The 18020-nt window shown below is 74.1% G+C and carries 11 protein-coding genes; 7 read left to right on the plus strand and 4 right to left on the minus strand.

The window, feature by feature from the left end; translation table 11 throughout:
* Nucleotides 1-70: 70 nt before the first annotated feature.
* Nucleotides 71-1495, plus strand: a complete 1425-nt coding sequence (locus ABLE53_RS06980) for a selenium-binding protein SBP56-related protein (RefSeq protein ID WP_348858037.1) — start codon at nt 71-73, stop codon at nt 1493-1495.
* A 147-nt stretch (nt 1496-1642) separates the two neighbouring features.
* Here ABLE53_RS06980 and ABLE53_RS06985 read toward each other — a convergent pair whose 3' ends face one another.
* Entirely contained in the window at nt 1643-2869 is a 1227-nt protein-coding gene (locus ABLE53_RS06985) for a GAF domain-containing protein (protein WP_348858038.1), read from the minus strand.
* Between the two features lie 107 nt (nt 2870-2976).
* Here ABLE53_RS06985 and ABLE53_RS06990 point away from each other — a divergent pair, with 107 nt between their 5' ends.
* The 6 genes from ABLE53_RS06990 to recD all read left to right on the plus strand — a co-directional run bounded on the left by ABLE53_RS06990 (nt 2977) and on the right by recD (nt 15224).
* On the plus strand, nt 2977-4794 hold the full coding sequence (locus ABLE53_RS06990; protein WP_348858039.1) for a flavin-containing monooxygenase: 1818 nt from the start codon (nt 2977-2979) through the stop codon (nt 4792-4794).
* Between the two features lie 81 nt (nt 4795-4875).
* Entirely contained in the window at nt 4876-5388 is a 513-nt protein-coding gene (locus ABLE53_RS06995; protein ID WP_348858040.1) for a PGPGW domain-containing protein, read from the plus strand.
* 31 nt (nt 5389-5419) lie between these two features.
* Nucleotides 5420-6610, plus strand: coding sequence for a PQQ-dependent sugar dehydrogenase (locus ABLE53_RS07000; RefSeq protein ID WP_348858042.1), 1191 nt, complete (start codon nt 5420-5422; stop codon nt 6608-6610).
* Nucleotides 6611-6690: 80 nt separating this feature from the next.
* Nucleotides 6691-10074, plus strand: coding sequence for an exodeoxyribonuclease V subunit gamma (recC, locus tag ABLE53_RS07005; protein ID WP_348858043.1), 3384 nt, complete (start codon nt 6691-6693; stop codon nt 10072-10074).
* Between the two features lie 12 nt (nt 10075-10086).
* Nucleotides 10087-13455: a UvrD-helicase domain-containing protein gene (locus ABLE53_RS07010; protein WP_348858848.1), complete on the plus strand. Its 3369-nt coding sequence runs from the start codon at nt 10087-10089 to the stop codon at nt 13453-13455.
* Nucleotides 13452-15224, plus strand: coding sequence for an exodeoxyribonuclease V subunit alpha (gene recD / locus ABLE53_RS07015; RefSeq protein ID WP_348858044.1), 1773 nt, complete (start codon nt 13452-13454; stop codon nt 15222-15224). Before ABLE53_RS07010 ends, recD begins: the two co-directional genes overlap by 4 nt.
* A gap of 39 nt (nt 15225-15263) precedes the next feature.
* Here recD and ABLE53_RS07020 read toward each other — a convergent pair whose 3' ends face one another.
* From ABLE53_RS07020 to ABLE53_RS07030, 3 genes are all read right to left on the minus strand, one after another.
* Nucleotides 15264-15815, minus strand: a complete 552-nt coding sequence (locus ABLE53_RS07020) for a GNAT family N-acetyltransferase (protein ID WP_348858045.1) — start codon at nt 15813-15815, stop codon at nt 15264-15266.
* Complete coding sequence (locus ABLE53_RS07025) at nt 15812-16420, minus strand: ACT domain-containing protein (RefSeq protein WP_348858046.1); 609 nt, start codon at nt 16418-16420, stop codon at nt 15812-15814. Before ABLE53_RS07025 ends, ABLE53_RS07020 begins: the two co-directional genes overlap by 4 nt.
* Before the next feature lie 73 nt (nt 16421-16493).
* On the minus strand, nt 16494-18014 hold the full coding sequence (locus ABLE53_RS07030; protein WP_348858047.1) for an alpha/beta hydrolase family protein: 1521 nt from the start codon (nt 18012-18014) through the stop codon (nt 16494-16496).
* Between the last annotated feature and the right edge of the window lie 6 nt (nt 18015-18020).

An 18020-nucleotide genomic window follows, 5' to 3' on the forward strand; every position in this document is an offset into this window, starting at 1 on the left:
GGTCCCGGTCGCGGAGTGGCACGATCGACCCGTTGGTCCAGCACGCCAGTCGACTTTCGAGGAGCTGACCATGGTTACCGCCGACCCCACCTTCTACCGCTCCGCCCGCGACGCCGCGGCCGCGCCCGTCGAGACGCTGGCCTACGTCGTCGCCTTCGACCGCGCCGGCGAGCAGCCCGACGCGCTCACCGTCATCGACGTGGACGACTCGTCGCCGTCGTACGGCCAGGTGGTCGGCTGGGCCGACACCCCCGGCCGCGGCGGCGAGCTCCACCACTTCGGCTGGAACGCCTGCAGCAGCGCGCTCAAGCACGAGGGGCACCACCACTCCAACGGGCACGGGGAGGACGGACTGCAGCGGCGCTACCTGCTGGTGCCGGGCCTGCGGTCCTCCGAGCTCTACGTGTACGACACCCAGCCGGACCCGTCCTCGCCGCAGCTGGTGAAGACCGTCCCGGCCGCCGAGCTGGCGGAGAAGGCCGGCTACTCCCGCCCGCACACGCTGCACTGCGGGCCTGACGGCGTCTTCATGACGTGCCTCGGCAGCGCCGACGGCACCGGCCCGGGTGGCATCGCGCTGCTCGACCACGACACGTTCGACGTCCAGCGCGCCTGGGAGACCGACCGCGGGCCGCAGCAGTTCGCGTACGACGCCTGGTGGCACCTCAACCGCAACGTGCTGATCTCCAGCGAGTGGGGCACGCCGGACATGATCGAGGACGGCGTCCGCGCCGACCTGCTGCTCGGCAACAAGTACGGCCACGCGATCCACTTCTGGGACCTCGCCGCGGGCAAGCACCTGCAGCGGGTCGACCTCGGCGAGCAGTACCAGATGACCCTCGAGCTGCGGCCCTCCCACGACCCCGAGGCGACCTGGGGATTCCTCGGCGTCGTCGTGTCGACCGAGGACCTCTCCGCGTCGGTGTGGCGGTGGTTCCTCGACGAGGCGAGCGGGGAGTGGAAGGTCGAGAAGGTCATCACGATCCCGGCCGAGGCGCCGCCCGAGGGCGTCGAGCTGCCGCCGGTCATCGCGCCGTTCGGGGCGATCCCGCCGCTCGTCAGCGACATCGACCTCTCCGTCGACGACCGCTTCCTCTACGTGTCGTGCTGGGGGACCGGCGAGCTCAAGCAGTACGACGTCTCCGACCCCGCGCACCCGGTCGAGACCGGCTCGGTCCGCCTCGGCGGCATCGGCGGCCATGTCGCGCACCCCGCCGTACCCGACCTGCCGCTCTCGGGCGGTCCCCAGATGGTCGAGGTCAGCCGCGACGGCCGCCGGGTCTACGTCACCAACTCCCTCTACGGTTCGTGGGACGACCAGTTCTATCCCGAGGGGGTCGGCGCCTGGATGGCCAAGCTCGACGTCGGCGACTCCGGCGGTCTCGGGGTCGACCCGCGGTTCTTCCCGCACGGCGACGACTTCCGCGGCCTGCGGCCCCACCAGACCCGACTCCAGGGCGGCGACGCCTCGTCGGACTCGTACTGCTACCGGTAGGGGCGCAGGCTGGGCCGGGCCGGGCGGAGCCGATTGAGGTTTCCCCGGTCGGCCGGGGAAACCTGATGTTGTGGGCTGTCTGAACACCCCACAAGGTCGGATTTCCCCGGTCAGCCGGGGAAACCTGAGCCGAAACCCGAGCCCCGACTACCCCGCCGCCACCGTCAGCGACACGCCATCCGCCAGCCGGTAGGGCCCGGTGGCGACGAGGGCACCGACGACGCGGCGCAGCCGGGAGACCTCGGCGCGGACGGTGACGACGTGGTCGGTGTCGCCGAAGACGGCGGCGCTGAGCTGGCGGGCGGTGAGGCCGTCGCGGCCTGCGCGGTGGAGGAGGTGGAGGATCTCGGCGTGCCGGCGGGTGAGCGTCGTACGCCACGGGCCGGCTCCGGAGGCGACCTCGAGGACAGGCTGGCCGGTCGGCTGCCCGGTGAGGTCGAGCACGGCGGTGAGGACGGTAGGCGCGGACCGTGGCCGGACCAGCCAGCCGCGGTCGGTGAGCCGCTCGGGGAGGCACAGCCCGAGACCGGGGACGGCCAGCGGGCGGTCCGGCCGCGGCACCTCGATCCGGTCGCGGGCGGCGATCCCCTCGTGGTGGGCCACCCAGCCGTGGTCGTCGACGACGAGCAGCGGCCCGCGTACGCCGGACACCACGTGCTCGGTCTCCCGCCGGAGTCGCTCGAGCCGGGCCTGGTGCCGCCGCCACAGCGACAGCTCCGCCAGCCTCACCGCGCTCTCGACGAGGGCACCGAGCGCGGGGTGCAGTGTGAGCGCCGGCCCGCTGACGTCGACGACGCCCAGCAGCTCGCCGGTGCGCGGGTCGTGGATCGGCGCCGCGGTGCAGTACCACGGGTGCTGCTTGTGCTCGAAGTGCTCCGCGGAGAAGAGCTCCACCGGCGCGGCCTCGGCGAGCGCGGTGCCGATCGCGTTCGTCCCGACGGCGCCCTCGGTCCACAGCGCACCCTCGGTGAAGCCGAGCCTGTCCGCGGTCATCCGCACCCGTGCCGACCCCTCGCGCCACAGCACCACGCCGTCGGCGTCGGTGATGACCATGAGGTACGTCGCCGCGTCGGCCGCCGAGGTCAGCACGGCGCGCAGGTCGTCGATCACGAGCGCCAGCGGCGAGGCCTCCCGGCGGCGTACGACCTCCGCCGGAGACGGCGTACCCCGGCCGTTCGTGCTGTCCGGGTCGAGTCCCATCCCGAGGACCCGCTGCCAGGAGCGGGCCACCAGTGTGCGCGGCCGCTCGGGCGGGCGGCGGCCGGACAGGACCGCGTCGTGCACGCGGACCAGGGCGCGGGCGTGCTGGCCCAGGTCGGTCCCCGGCAGCACGGCGGCGAAGCCGCCCGCCCCGGTCGTCCCGCTCGTCACCATCGATGGCCCTCCTGCCGTCGAGGGTAGGCCGGGCCTTGTGACCAGCGCCACATGCAACCCGTTGCAACCCTTCCGTGCGGGCGCGCGCGAGCGGTCTGCTGGTGGGTATGACGCAGACACTCGAGCAGCCGACCACGACCGGTCCGGCCGAGACCTGGTTCGCCGACTTCGAGGCGGCGCTGGCCGCCCGCGACATCCCGGCCGCCGCCGGGATGTTCGCCACCCGCAGCTTCTGGCGGGACCTGGTCTCCTTCTCCTGGAACATCACCACCGTCGAGGACCCGGCCGGGGTCACCGACCTGCTGGAGAACACCCTCGACCGCGTCGACCCGCACGGCTTCACGCTGACCGAGCCGGCCGAGACCGCCGACGGGGTGACGACGGCGTGGTTCGACTTCGAGACCTCGGTGGGCCGCGGCCACGGGCTGGTGAGGCTGGTCGAGGAGGACGGTGAGCAGAAGGCCTGGACCATGCTGACCACGCTCCAGGAGATCACCGGCCACGAGGAGCCGCGCGGCGTACGCCGGCCCAAGGGCGCGCAGCACGGGATCGACCGGCACCGGCAGACCTGGGCGGAGAAGCGGCAGCAGGAGGCGGAGACGCTGGGCCTGACCGAGCAGCCGTACGTGCTCGTGGTCGGCGGCGGCCAGGGCGGGATCGCGCTCGGCGCGCGGCTGCGGCAGCTCGGCGTACCGGCGCTGGTCATCGACAAGCACGCCCGCCCCGGCGACCAGTGGCGCGGCCGCTACAAGTCGCTCTGCCTCCACGACCCGGTGTGGTACGACCACCTGCCCTATCTCAAGTTCCCGGACAACTGGCCGGTGTTCGCGCCCAAGGACAAGATCGGCGACTGGCTGGAGTCCTACACGCGCATCATGGAGGTGCCCTACTGGTCGTCGACGACGGCCACGAAGGCGTCGTACTCCCCGGAGCGCGGCGAGTGGACCGTCGAGGTCGAGAGGGACGGCGACAAGCTCGTGCTGAGGCCGACCCAGCTCGTCCTCGCGACCGGGATGTCGGGGAAGCCGAACATCCCGGACTTCCCCGGGATGGACGTCTTCAAGGGCGACCAGCACCACTCGTCGCAGCACCCCGGGCCCGATGCGTACGCCGGCAAGCGGGCCGTCGTCATCGGGTCGAACAACTCGGCCTTCGACATCTGCGGTGCGCTGTGGGAGCACGGCGCCGACGTGACCATGGTGCAGCGCTCCTCGACCCACATCGTCAAGAGCGACTCGCTGATGGACATCGGCCTCGGCGACCTCTACTCCGAGCGCGCGGTCGCCTCCGGCGTGACGACGGAGAAGGCGGACATGATCTTCGCGTCGCTGCCGTACCGGATCATGCACGAGTTCCAGGTCCCGCTGTACGAGCAGATGGCCGAGCGTGACAAGGACTTCTACGACCGGCTCGAGAAGGCGGGCTTCTGGCACGACTGGGGCGACGACGGGTCGGGGTTGTTCATGAAGTACCTCCGCCGGGGGTCGGGCTACTACATCGACGTCGGCGCCGCCGACCTGGTGGCGAACGGCGAGGTCGAGCTCGCCCACGGCCAGGTCGACCACCTCACCGAGGACTCGGTGGTCCTCGAGGACGGCACCGAGCTCCCCGCCGATCTGGTGGTCTACGCGACCGGCTACGGCTCGATGAACGGCTGGGCCGCCGACCTGATCAGCCAGGAGGTCGCCGACAAGGTCGGCAAGGTCTGGGGACTCGGCTCCGACACCACGAAGGACCCGGGGCCGTGGGAGGGCGAGCAGCGCAACATGTGGAAGCCGACGCAGCAGGAGGCGCTGTGGTTCCACGGCGGCAACCTGCACCAGTCGCGGCACTACTCGCTCTACCTGGCGCTGCAGCTCAAGGCGAGGTACGAGGGCATCCCCACGCCCGTCTACCGGCTGCAGGAGGTGCACCACCTCCGCTGAGGACGCCCCGGGCGCCCGGAGTGATGGCTCTCAGGACCGGGCGCCCGGTGGTCAGCCCCGGGTCTCTGGCACTCTCGTGCCATGAGACTCCCGGGGGGACCGGCGGTGCGGAGGCTGCTGCTCGAGGGCGTCGGCTGGCTGCTCGTGCTCGCCGGCATCGCCGCGCTGGTCCTGCCCGGCCCGGGGCTGCTCATGATCTTCGCGGGGCTGGTGCTGCTCTCGCAGCAGTACGAGTGGGCCGAGCGCCGCCTCCAGCCGGTCCGGCTGCGGGCGCTGCGCGGCGCCGCGGAGAGCGTGGAGACCTGGCCGCGGATCACCCTCTCGACGGTGATCGCGCTCGGCATCCTCGGCTTCGGGATCGTCTGGACCGTCCAGCCGCCCGCGCCGGACTGGTGGCCGATCGGGCCGGAGTACTGGCTCCTCGGCGGCGCCTGGACCGGCATCACCCTCATCCTCTCCGCGCTCATCGCCCTGGCCCTGCTCGTCTACTCCTACCGCCGCTTCCACGGGAAGCCCGAGGCCGTGCGCGACCTCGACCGCGAGATCCGCGCGGCCGACGAGGAGGACGAGGAGTACGACGAGTCGCACGACTGAGCGTTCCCACCACCTCGCTACCGTGAGGGGCATGCCCCTCGACCGGCGGGTGCTGCTGCGGGCGGCGGCGGTCGCGCCGCTGGCCGGGCTCGCCGCGTGCGGGGCCGGCGACGACGGCTCACCGTCGTCGGGGTCCTCCCGCTCCACCTCCCCCTCGGCGTCCCCGTCGACGCAGTCCCCGAGCCGGTCCGCGAGCCCGAGCCAGACCGCGAGCGCGAGCGAGAGCCCGTCCGCGTCGCCGACCGACCAGGGACCGCCGAGGCCGGCGATCGCGCGGACCCTCGCCCAGGACCTCGCGGTCCCGTGGGGGATCGCGTTCCTGCCCGACGGCAGCGCGCTGGTGTCGTGCCGCGACAGCTTCGAGATCGTACGGATCGGCGGCCGGCGTACGTCGGTCGTCGGCACCGTCCCCGGTGTCGTCACGACCGTCGACTCGGGCGGCGAGGGTGGCCTGCTCGGGCTCGCCCTGCACCCGGACTACCCACGGAAGCCGTGGCTGTACGCCTACCACACCACCGACGAGGACAACCGCGTCGTGCGCATGCGGCTCATGCTGCGCGGCTCCGGCGGCCGGCTCGGCGACCCCGAGCCGATCCTCACCGGCATCAACACCTCGCTGCACCACAACGGCGGCGGCCTGCGGTTCGCCACCGACGGGCACCTGTTCGTCTCCACGGGCGATGCCGAGAACTCCGACGACGCCCAGGACAAGGGCAGCCTGAACGGCAAGATCCTGAGGATCACCGACACCGGCGGCGTACCTCCCGACAACCCGTTCGGCAACGAGGTCTGGACCTACGGTCATCGCAACGTCGAGGGGCTTGCGCTCGACGCCGGCGGGCAGCTGTGGGCGAGCGAGTTCGGCGACAAGGCGTACGACGAGCTGAACCGGATCGTGAAGGGCGACAACTACGGGTGGCCGTACGTCGAGGGTGCCGGCGGCGGCTACCACGACCCGCTGGCGCAGTGGCCGACGTCCGAGTGCTCGCCCTCCGGCATCGCGATCACCCGCGGCCGGGCGTGGCTCGGCGCGCTGCAGGGCGAGTGCGTGTGGTCGGTCGACCTCGACTCGGGGAAGACGCAGCGCTACCTCGACGGCCACGGCCGACTCCGTCTGGTCGCCGCCGCGCCCGACGGGTCGCTCTGGGTCGGAACGTCCCACCGCGACGGCCGCGACAGCCCCGGCCCGGGCGACGACCGGATCTACCGCGTCACCCTCTGAGCCGCCGGCGTCGTCGCGGGGTCGGGATGGGCGGGCGTCGGGGTCGGCCGGTGTCGGCGCCGCCCGCTAGGTTCGGGCTCGTGCCCGTCCATCTCCACCGCGCCCCGCGGACCGACCTGCTCGCCGACGCCCTCGGCGGGCTGCTAGCGGCGCCGCTGGCCGACCCGTTCGCGACCGAGGTCGTGGTGGTGCCGGCCAAGGGCGTGGAGCGGTGGCTCTCGCAGCGTCTGTCCCACCGCCTCGGCACGTCGCCGGGCCGCGGCGACGGGCTCTGCGCCGGCGTCGACTTCCGGTCCCCGTGGTCGCTGTTCTCCGAGATCGTCGGGACCCGCGACGAGGATCCGTGGTCACCCGACTCGCTGGTCTGGCCGCTGCTCGCCGCCATCGACGACTCGCTCGAGGAGCCGTGGGCGGTCCCGCTCGCCCGCCACCTCGGCCAGGGGCTGTCCGACCCGAAGGAGGTCGACCTGCGCCGCGGCCGCCGGTTCGCCGTCGCGCGCAGGCTGGCCAGGCTGTTCGCGTCGTACGCCGTCCAGCGGCCCTCGGTCGTCGCCGACTGGGCGGCGGGGCGCGACACCGACGGCTGTGGCCGTCCCGTGCCCGACGACCTCGCCTGGCAGCCGCCCCTGTGGCGGGCGCTCGCCGGGCGGGTGGACGCGCCCGGGCCCCACGAGCGTCACGCCGCGACCCTCGAGCGGCTGCGGGAGGCGGCCGAGGAGTTCGAGCTGCCCGAGCGGCTCTCCCTCTTCGGTCACACCCGGCTGCCGGCGACCGAGGTCGAGCTCCTCGGGGCGCTCGGGGTCCAGCGCGAGGTCCACCTGTGGCTGCCCCACCCGTCGGCCGTCCTCTGGGACGCGCTGACCGACCTCCGCGACCCGGTGGCGCGGGCCGAGGACCGCTCCCACGACAGGGTCGGACACCCGCTGCTCGCGACCCTCGGCCGCGACACCCGGGAGCTGCAGCGCACGCTCGCGGGCCTCGATCTCGTCGACGAGCCGGAGGCCGGCTCGGTCGAGGCGCCCGGCACGCTCCTCGGCTGGCTCCAGTCCGACCTCCGCGCCAACGCCACAGGCGCCGCGGCCACGCGCGTCCTCGACCCGAAGGACCGCTCGGTGCAGGTCCACGCCTGCCACGGCGCCGCCCGGCAGGTCGACGTGCTCCGCGAGGTGCTGCTCGGCCTGCTCGACGACGACCCCACCCTCGAGCCGCGCGACGTGCTCGTCATGTGTCCCGACATCGAGAGCTACGCGCCGCTGATCGCCGCCGGCTTCGGCCTCGGCGACGTCGTCGGCGACGACGGCCACCCGGCCCACCGGCTGCGCGTCCGCCTCGCCGACCGGGCGCTCGACCGCACCAACCCGCTGCTCGCGGTGGCCACCCGGCTGCTGGACCTCGCGGGTGGCCGCGCGGGGGTGGGTGAGGTGCTCGACCTCGCCCACCTCGAGCCCTGCCGCCGCCGGTTCGGGTTCCGCGACGACGACCTCCAGCAGCTCGCCGACTGGGCGGGCGAGGCAGGCATCCGGTGGGGCTTCGACGCCGAGCACCGCCGCGAGTTCGGCCTCGAGGACTACGTCGCCAACACCTGGCAGTTCGGGCTCGACCGGCTGCTCGCCGGGGTCGCGATGTCGGAGGACACCGGCACGTGGCTCGACAAGACCCTGCCGCTCGACGACGTCGGCAGCGGGGAGGTCGAGCTGGCCGGCCGGCTGACGGAGTTCGTCCACCGGCTGCAGGAGGTCACCGACCGGCTGGTCGGCAGCCACCCGCTCGACCACTGGCTGACCGTCCTCGAGGACGGCATCGCCGACCTGACCTGGACAGCTCCCGCCGACAGCTGGCAGAGCGGCCAGGTGCAGCGCGAGCTCGGCGCGGTCCGCCAGGCGGCGGCCGCCCTTCGAGACTCCTCGGGGACCCCGTCCGACACGGGTCCGGAGATGCGCCTGCCCGACGTCCGCGCGATGCTGTCGGACCGACTGGCAGGCCGTCCGACCCGAGCCAACTTCCGCACCGGCACCCTGACCGTGGCGACGCTCGTGCCGATGCGTTCGGTGCCCCACCGGGTCGTGTGCCTGCTCGGCCTCGACGACGGGGTCTTCCCGCGGGTCGGCATCACGGACGGCGACGATCTGCTCGCCCGCGAGCCGATGACCGGCGAGCGCGACCTGCGCAGCGAGGACCGTCAGCTCTTCCTCGACGCGCTCCTCGCGGCGACCGAGACGCTCGTGGTGACCTACACCGGCGCCAATGAGTACTCCGGCCAGCCGCGGCCGCCCGCGGTGCCCCTCGGAGAGCTCCTCGACACCCTCGACGTCACGGCGACCGTCCCGGGCGGCGGCCGGGTGGCCGAGGCGGTCACCGTCCGGCACCCGCTGCAGCCCTTCGACAGCCGCAACCTCACCCCGGGGGCGCTGGTGCCGGACCGTCCGTTCATCTTCGACAAGGCGGCGCTCGCGGGTGCCCGGGCGGCGCGCGCGGAGCGCACGTCCCCGCCGGTCCTGCTCACCGGCCCGCTCCCGCCGGTGCCCGCCGACGACGTCTCGCTCGACGACCTGCTGGCCTTCTTCAAGTCGCCGGTGAAGGGCTTCTTCCGCGACCGGCTCGACCTCGCCCTGCCGCGCGACGAGGAGCCGCTCAGCGACGGCCTGCCCGTCGAGATCGACAACCTCGCGCAGTGGTCCGTCGGCGACCGCGTGCTGCAGGACCTCCTGCGCGGGATGGACGCCGAGCTCGCCCGCCAGCAGGAGTGGCGACGCGGCGTGCTCCCGCCCGGCTGGCTGGGCTGGCGCCTGCTGCGCGACGTGATCACGAGGGCGCAGCCACTCGCCGCCGAGGCCGCCAGGCTGCGCCAGCGGGACGCCCGCGCCGTCGATGTCGACGTCGACCTGGGCGGGGGGCGCCGGCTGCGCGGGACGGTGCCGGAGGTCTACGGCGACCGGCTCGTCCCGGTCACCTACAGCCGTCTCGGCGCCACCCACCGGCTGCAGTCGTGGATCCAGCTCCTCGCCCTCGCCACGTCCGACGAGGACCGCGCCTGGTCGGCGCACACCATCGGCCGGCCGACCAACAGCCGCTCGCGCACGCCGTACTCCCTGAGCCAGCTCGGCCCGCTCGACCACACCGCCGGCGACGTCCTCCGCGACCTGGTGGCGCTCCGCGACGCGGGCCTCGCCGAGCCGCTGCCGCTGCCGCTGAAGTGCTCGCTCGCCTACGCCAGGCAGCGGCGCACCCGCGCCACCCCCGAGGAGGCCCTGGTGAAGGCCGGCTGGGACTGGGAGGACGGCCGCTTCCCGGGCGAGTGCTCCGACGCCGAGCAGGTCCGCGCGTGGGGCGTCAAGGCGCCCATCCCGGGACTCGGCGACGCTCCGCGCGCGGGGGAGGAGTACGCCGGGGAGCAGACCCGGTTCGGTGCGCTGGCGATGCGGCTGTGGTCGCCGCTGCTGACCGCGGAGCAGGGGAGCTGGTAGCCGGTGGACCAGATGCAGCCCTTCGACGTCTGCGGCCCGCTGCCCGGATCGGAGGACCACGGCACGACGACGCTGCTCGAGGCGAGCGCCGGCACCGGCAAGACCTTCACGATCGGCGCGCTGGTCACCCGCTACGTCGCCGAGGGGGTCGCCGAGCTCGACGAGCTGCTCGTCATCACCTTCGGGCGCGCAGCCAGCCAGGAGCTCCGCGACCGGGTGCGCGCCCACCTCGTCGAGGCGGAGCGGGCGTTCGCGGCCGCCGAGAGCGGCGCCGACCCGGGCGTCGGGAGCGACGTCCTGCGGCAGCTGCTCGACGTGGAGCCGTCGGAGGTCGTCGTACGCCGCCGGCGGCTGTCCGACGCGCTCGCGGCGTTCGACGCGGCGACGATCGCCACGACCCACCAGTTCTGCCAGCTCGTGCTGCGCTCGCTCGGGGTCGCCGGCGACACCGACGCCGGCGCGGAGCTGGTGGAGTCGCTCGACGAGCTGGTGGTGGAGGTGGTCGACGACCTCTATCTGTGCCGGTTCGGGCAGGACCAGGACCCGCCGCCCTTCGGTCGCGACGACGCCCTGGCGCTCGCCCGCGAGGCCGTCGACGACCCGCAGGCCGTGCTGGCGCCGGCCGACCCCCGCGACCAGGTCGCCGTCGCGCGGGTGACCTTCGCCGCGGACGTCCGGGCCGAGATCGAGCGGCGCAAGCGGCGGCTCGGCCTGCTGTCCTACGACGACCTGCTGAGCCGCCTCGCCGACGCGCTCGAGGACCCCGCCGCCCCGGCCCGGGCGCGGATGCGGCAGCGGTGGCGGATCGTGCTCGTCGACGAGTTCCAGGACACCGACCCCGTGCAGTGGCAGGTGCTCGACCGTGCCTTCAGCGGCCACGCCACGATGGTGCTGATCGGCGATCCCAAGCAGGCGATCTACGCCTTCCGCAGCGGCGACGTCTTCACCTACCTCACCGCAGCCCGCGCGGCGGACACCCGGGCCACCCTCGGCACCAACTGGCGCAGCGACGGCGACCTCGTCCGGCGGCTCCTCGTCCCGCTCCGCGGCGCGGCGCTCGGCGACGCCGACATCGTGGTGCGCGACGTCGCCGCCCACCACACCGGCACGCGGCTGGCGGGGGCGCCGCACCCCTCGCCGTTCCGGGTGCGCCGGGTGCCGCGCACGGGCTTCCGGCTCACCAAGAGCAAGCTGATCAAGGTCGGCGACGCCCGCTCGTTCATCGCCCGCGACTGCGCCGCCGACATCGCCGGACTGCTGGCCTCGGGCGCCACCTGGTGCGGCCGGCCGGTGGTCGCGGGCGACGTCGCCGTCATCGTGGCCGCGCGCGACCACGGGCTGCTCGTCCAGCAGGAGCTGCACGCCCGCGGCGTCCCGGCCGTGATGGCCGGCGGCGGCGACGTCTTCCTGACCCCCGCCGGCGACCAGTGGCTGACCCTGCTCGAGGCGCTCGAGTCGCCGCACCGCTCCGGCCTCGTGCGGGCGGCCGCACTCACCTGCTTCCTCGGCTGCACCCCGGAGCAGCTCGACGCCGAGGGCGAGGCGCTCACCGCCCGGGTCTCCGACGTGCTCCGCGGTTGGGCGCTGCTGCTCCGCGGCCGAGGCGCCCTTCGAGACGGCTCGTCCCTCGCCTCCTCAGGAACCGTCGCGGCGCTCGTCGAGGCCGCCGAAGAGCGCGGCCTGAACAGCCGGGTGCTCGGCCTCGCCGACGGGGAGCGGCTGCTCACCGACCTCCGCCACCTCGGGCAGCTCCTCCACGAGGTCTCCGTCCGCGAGTCGCTCGGACTGACCGCGCTGCTGGAGTGGTTCCGCGAGGAGCGTCGGCGCACCGCCGCGCTCGAGCGGCCGCGCCGGCTCGACTCCGACGCCGCCGCGGTGCAGATCGTGACGGTGCACGGCAGCAAGGGCCTGCAGTACCCCGTGGTCTACCTCCCCTTCGGCTACGACAACTACGTCCGCACGCCGTCCACGGCGCTCTTCCACGACGCCTCGACCGGCCTGCGCACGCTCGACGTGTCCGGCGGCGGGGCGCAGTGGCCCGACCACACCACCCGCCACCGCTCCGAGGAGCTCGGCGAGGAGCTGCGCAAGCTCTACGTCGCGCTCACCCGGGCCCAGTCGCAGGTGGTCGCGTGGTGGGCGCCGACGTCCAACACCTCGACCGGCGGGCTCCACCGGCTGCTGTTCGGGCGCGGTCCCGACGTCGCCGAGGTGCCCGACGAGGTGGACGCCGTCGACGACGACCTCGCCGCCCGGGTCTTCGCCTCGATCGAGGAGCTCGGCGGGCCGACCGCCGAGGTCGCGCAGATCGGCGCCGCCGTCCCCGACCTGCCCGCCCCGGCGCCCGGCGAGCTGGCCGTGCGGACCTTCGACCGCCGCGTCGACACCGAGTGGCGGCGTACGTCGTACTCCGGGCTCATCCGCGTCGAGGACGCCCACCCCGGCGTCGCGAGCGAGCCCGAGGAGACCCGCAAGGACGACGAGCCGGACGCGACCCCGGAGCCCGAGCCGGAGTCTTCGCCGCCGCCCGAGGGCGACGTGGTGGTCTCGCCGATGGCCGACCTGCCCGCCGGGGCGACGTTCGGCTCGCTGGTCCACGCCGTGCTCGAGCATGCCGACCCGGAGGCGCCGGACCTGCGCGAGGAGCTGCTCGACAAGGTGCGCGAGCAGCTGCGCTGGTGGCCGATCGCGGCCGAGCCGGAGGCCCTCGCTCACGGGCTGCTGCCGCTGAACCGCACGCCACTGGGGCCGTTGGCCGACGGGCTCCCGCTCGCGGCGATCCCGCTGCGCGACCGGCTCCGCGAGCTCGACTTCGAGTTCCCGCTGGCGGGCGGCGACGCCTCCGGCCGCGGCGAGCGCCCCGAGATCCGGCTGCGCGACCTCGGGCCGCTGCTCCGGCAGCACCTCCCGCCCGGTGACCCGCTCGCGGCGTACGCCGACCGACTCGAGCAGCCCGTCCTCGGCGACCAGGTGCTGCGCGGCTACCTCTCCGGGTCGGTCGACGCCGTGCTGCGCCTGCCGACCGGGCGCTTCCTGGTCGTCGACTACAAGACCAACCACCTCGGGCCCGACGCGCTGGACTACACCCAGGACAAGCTGGCCGAGGCCATGCTGCACTCCCACTACCCGCTGCAGGCGCTGCTCTACTCCGTCGTCGTCCACCGGTTCCTGCGCTGGCGGCTGCCCGGCTACGACCCGGAGGTCCACCTCGGCGGGGTGCTCTATCTCTACGTGCGCGGGATGTGCGGTCCGGAGACGCCGCTTGTCGACGGGCACCCGACCGGGGTGTTCTCGTGGCAGCCGCCGGCGTCCCTCACCCTCGCCCTGTCCGACCTGCTGGACGGCGCATCGGCCGGCTCGACGACGGAGGGCGCCGCATGATCGAGCGCTGGGAGACCGAGGATCCGCGCGACGCTCGCTACGCGCGCGGGGCGACCGGGCTGCTCGCCGACTTCAACGCCGCGGGCGTCCTGACGGCAGCCGACGTCCACGTCGCCACCCGCGCCGCGGAGCTCGTGGGCGAGCCGGCCGACGACGTACGCCTCGCCGTGGCCCTCGCCGTCCGCGCCGCCCGGCAGGGCTCGGTCTGCGTCGACCTCGACGGCGTGAGCGACGACCCGGCCGACGCCGACCTGCCCTGGCCGACCTCCGACGGATGGCTCGACCGGGTCGCCGCGAGCCCGCTGCACGAGCACTCGGTGGTGCAGACCGACGGCGGGCTGCTCTACCTCGACCGGTACTGGCGGGAGGAGGGCCAGGTCCGCGACGACCTGCTCGCCCGGCTCGCCGCCCCACCACCGGAGGTCGACGAGACGGCGCTCGCGGCGACGGCGGAGCGGCTCTTCCCGGGGGAGGGGTACGCCGAGCAGCGGGCCGCCGCCACGGCCGCCGCGACGCAGTGGACGACCGTCCTCACCGGCGGCCCCGGCACCGGGAAGACGACCACCGTCGCCGGCCTGCTGGCACTGCTCACCGAGCAGGCCGACTCGCGGCTCCGGATCGCGCTGACCGCGCCGACCGGCAAGGCCGCCGCGCGGCTGCAGGAGGCGGTGGAGGAGGCGCAGAGGGCCGGCCGGTTCACCGACGCCGACCGGGAGCGGCTCGCCGGGCTGACCGCGAGCACCCTCCACCGGCTGCTCGGCTGGCGGCCCGGCTCCTCCACCCGGTTCAAGCACCACCGCCGCAACAAGCTGCCCCACGACGTGATCGTCGTCGACGAGACCTCGATGGTGTCGCTGACGATGATGGCGCGCCTGCTCGAGGCGGTCCGACCCGAGGCCCGGCTGGTCCTCGTCGGCGATCCCGACCAGCTCGCCTCGGTCGAGGCCGGCGCGGTTCTCTCCGACCTGGTCAAGGGCCTCGCGACCCGCGCCCCGACGGCGATCGCGGCGCTGCGCACGGCCCACCGCTTCCACGGCGCCATCGGCGACCTCGCCGCGGCGCTGCGGTCCGGCGACGCCGACGCAGCCCTCGGCATCCTCGGCTCTGACGACCCGAGCGTCGAGCTCGTTGACCCCGACGACGTGGCGGCGATGGCGCGGGTCGAGGCCGACCTCACCGCCCACGCCGTCGCCGTGCGCGAGGCGGCGCTCATTGGCGACCCGGACGCCGCCGTACGCTCCGCCGACGCCCATCGCCTCCTCTGTGCCCATCGCGAGGGCCCCTGGGGCGCCCAGCACTGGAACCGGCAGGTCGAGCGCTGGCTCGGGGAGGCGACCGCCTCACCGGTGGGCGCGAGCTGGGGCCACGAGTGGTACGCCGGCCGGCCGATCCTCGTCACCGCCAACGACTACGGCCTCGGGCTGTTCAACGGCGACACCGGCGTCGTCGTGCAGGAGCCCGGCGGCGACCTCCGGGCGATCATCTCGGGCGCGAGGCTGACCTCCTACGCCCCCTCCCGGCTGGGCGACATCGAGACCCTCCACGCGATGACGGTCCACAAGAGCCAGGGCAGCCAGGCCCGCGCCGTCACGGTCCTGCTCCCGCCCGAGGACTCGCCGCTGCTCACCCGCGAGCTCTTCTACACCGCCGTCACCCGCGCCCAGGAGCGGGTCCGCATCGTCGGGACCCCCGAGTCGGTCCGCGCGGCCGTCACCCGCCAGGCGCAGCGCGCCTCCGGCCTCCAGACCAGGTTGAGTCGGGCCTCGTGACCGGTCGAGTCGGGGCTTCGGACCGGTCGAGTCGGGAGTTCAGGCCTCGATCTGCTTGACCATCCGCACCAGCGGCACGGGCGCGCCGCCGCGGTCGTCGATGACCTCCTCGACGGCCTCGAAGCCGTACGCCGCGTACAGCGGCTGCCCCGACATCGTCCCCATCAGCTCCAGCCGGGTGAACCCCTCCCGGGCGGCCGCCCGCTCGCAGAGCGAGAGGATGAGCCGGCCGACGCCGCGGCGGGCGTACGCCGGACGGGTGTACATCGCGCGGACCCGCGCCGCGTCGACCGCCGGGTCCAGCAGCGCGGCGTCGCGCCCGGGCGTGTGGTCGCCGCCGTACAGCGTCGCCCGCCGGCTCCAGCCGCCGCAGCCGGCGATCGGGGCGTCCTCCTCGGGCCCGGCGAGCACGACGTAGTAGGTGCCGTCCTCGACCAGCTGGGTGTCGATGCCCATGATCGTCCGGCTGGACTCGATCTGCTCCGGCGTGAGGAAGCCGCGCTGCAGCTCGCCGATCGCCGCGGTCATGACCTCGGCCAGCGCCGGCAGGTCCTCGCGGGTGGCGACCCGCGAGACGAGCTCCGCGCTCACGGGTTCGCGATGGACCCGGCCAGCGACACCAGGTGGCCGAGCCGGGCCAGCTCGGAGTCCAGGAACTCCGGCCCACCCCGTCGCCCGATGATGACGATCTCGTTGCCGTCGATCCGCGCCCCGGCGTACAGGTTCTCCTCGTCGCCCTCGACGTCGAGCCGGCTCGGTCGCTCGATCTCCACGAACGGCAGGTCCTGCGGCGCGCCCTCGGTGCAGGTGCCGGTGCCGTGGACGCGGTGCACGCGGACCGCCCAGTCCGCGCGGAACGTCAGCGGGAGGACGTCGACGAGCCGGTCGAGCGCCTCGTCGGGATTCTCGGTGAGGTCCTCGACGGCCTCGAGGTCCAAGAAGAGGTTGCCGCCGGCGGCGTACCTGCTGATCCAGATCACGCGTACGCCGTCGAGCTGGTTGCACGCCGAGACGATCCCGTCCGGCATGGCGCCCGGCGCCGTCTCGAGAAGGACGTCGTCGACGGCGGTGCCACCGTGGTTCTTCTCCACGATCTCGATCGCCTCGATGTCGCCCCCGGCCTCACCGATGGCGGAGGCGAGACGCCCCAGCGAACCGGGGACGTCGGGCAGCTCCACGCGCAGCAGGTACGGCATGCCCCCGACCCTAACGCCGCTTCGGACACCGGTGTTGCGCGTCCGTTGCCCGCAGATTTCTGCGGGACGGAGGTCAGCGGCACCCCACTCCTGTGATATCGGGGCTGCGCCGCCAGCCGCCGTCGGCGTGGAGGGAGTACGCCGAGCAGTAGTAGCCGCTGAGCCGCCGGTCGCGGTGCAGCGTGACCGGCTTCCACACCCCGTCGCCGACCGGCTCGAGGTAGCGCAGCGTCGGGTTCAGGATCTGGCCGACGCTCACGTCGTGCTTGAGATAGCGGCCCAGCCAGCGCTGCACGTAGACGCTCGCGACGTCCTGCCCGTAGCGGCTCGCGGGCAGCACGAGCGGGATGTCGGTGTAGTCCAGGTGGGTCGACGCGCGCGGCACCACGAGCATGGTGTTCTTCCCGGCGCGCCGCCAGTCGTCGTACCCGGTCCGGCGCTCGCGCACCGGGTCCGGACCGTCCGGCGACGGCTCCGGGTTGAGCCCGCTGCCGCCGCTCAGCTCCCACGGCGTCACGGTGAAGCCGTACTCCGACTGCACGGCCAGCGCGGGTACGACCGGCTTGTTCCCGGTCCCGTCGAGCGGCGGCGGCGAGTCCGGGCCGGTCAGCTTGTCGAGCGCCACGACCGCCTCGACCCGCTTGCTCGTGCCCTGCACCTTCGAGACCGCCGCCGCGCCCATCGAATGCCCGATGATCGCGATCCGGGTGGTGCGACCGGGGGTGGCGGTGCGCCGGTCGGGGGAGCGGTCGAAGAGCCGCCAGTAGGGGTTGTACGCCGTCACCGGCGCGCCCGCCGCCTTCGGGTTCCGGTAGTGCCGCGACGGGGTCGAGGTGAAGAAGCCGAGCGCGTCCTGCGTGCCGACGACGAAGTTGGAGAGCTGCTGCGACGGCACCCCCGGGCAGCCGAGCGTCTCGCCGTCGCGCGGCTCGGCGAACGGGTTGCAGAACGGCAGCGCGTCCACGGGTCCGTCGTGCGGGAGCGTCTCGCTGGTGCCCTGACCCTGGACGTCGTACGTCAGCACGACGTAGCCGCGCTCGGCGAGGTCCTGCGCCAGCCACTCGTACATCCCCTCCGAGCCCTGCACCGAGCCCTCGGTGATGACGACGCCGGGGAACGGCGGCCGCAGCCGCTCGTGCGTGTAGGGGTCGCGCGCTCCGGGCAGCGGCCGGTAGACGTGGCCCCGCAGCAGCGCGCCGTACCTGTTGGTGAACGCGACCGCCTTCATCTCGCCCCGGGTACCGTCCCAGCCCGCGCGCAGCGGGTTGCCGACGTTCCAGCCTGGCACCACCTCACCCGGCGTGATCGCGAGCCGGGTCGGCGTCGCCGCCTGCTGCAGCAGCTGGGAGGCGTTGGTGACCGCGCCGGTGGCTACCAGCGCCGGGAGGTACGCCGGGTTGCGCAGCTGCCCGCCCGGCCCGGTGATCCGGCCGTACGCCGCCGCCATGTTCCGCGCGTCGGCGACGTCGTACGCCGGGCTGCCCGGCTTCGGCTTCGCGGTCGCGGCATGGGCGCCGCCCGGCGCCAGCGGGAGCGCCAGGGCGAGAACGGCCAGGGCGAGGACGGCCAGGATCGTGAGAAGGGGGCGTCTCATGCCTGG

Source organism: Nocardioides asiaticus (assembly GCF_040049175.1).
Taxonomy (GTDB): Bacteria; Actinomycetota; Actinomycetes; order Propionibacteriales; family Nocardioidaceae; genus Nocardioides; species Nocardioides cheoyonin.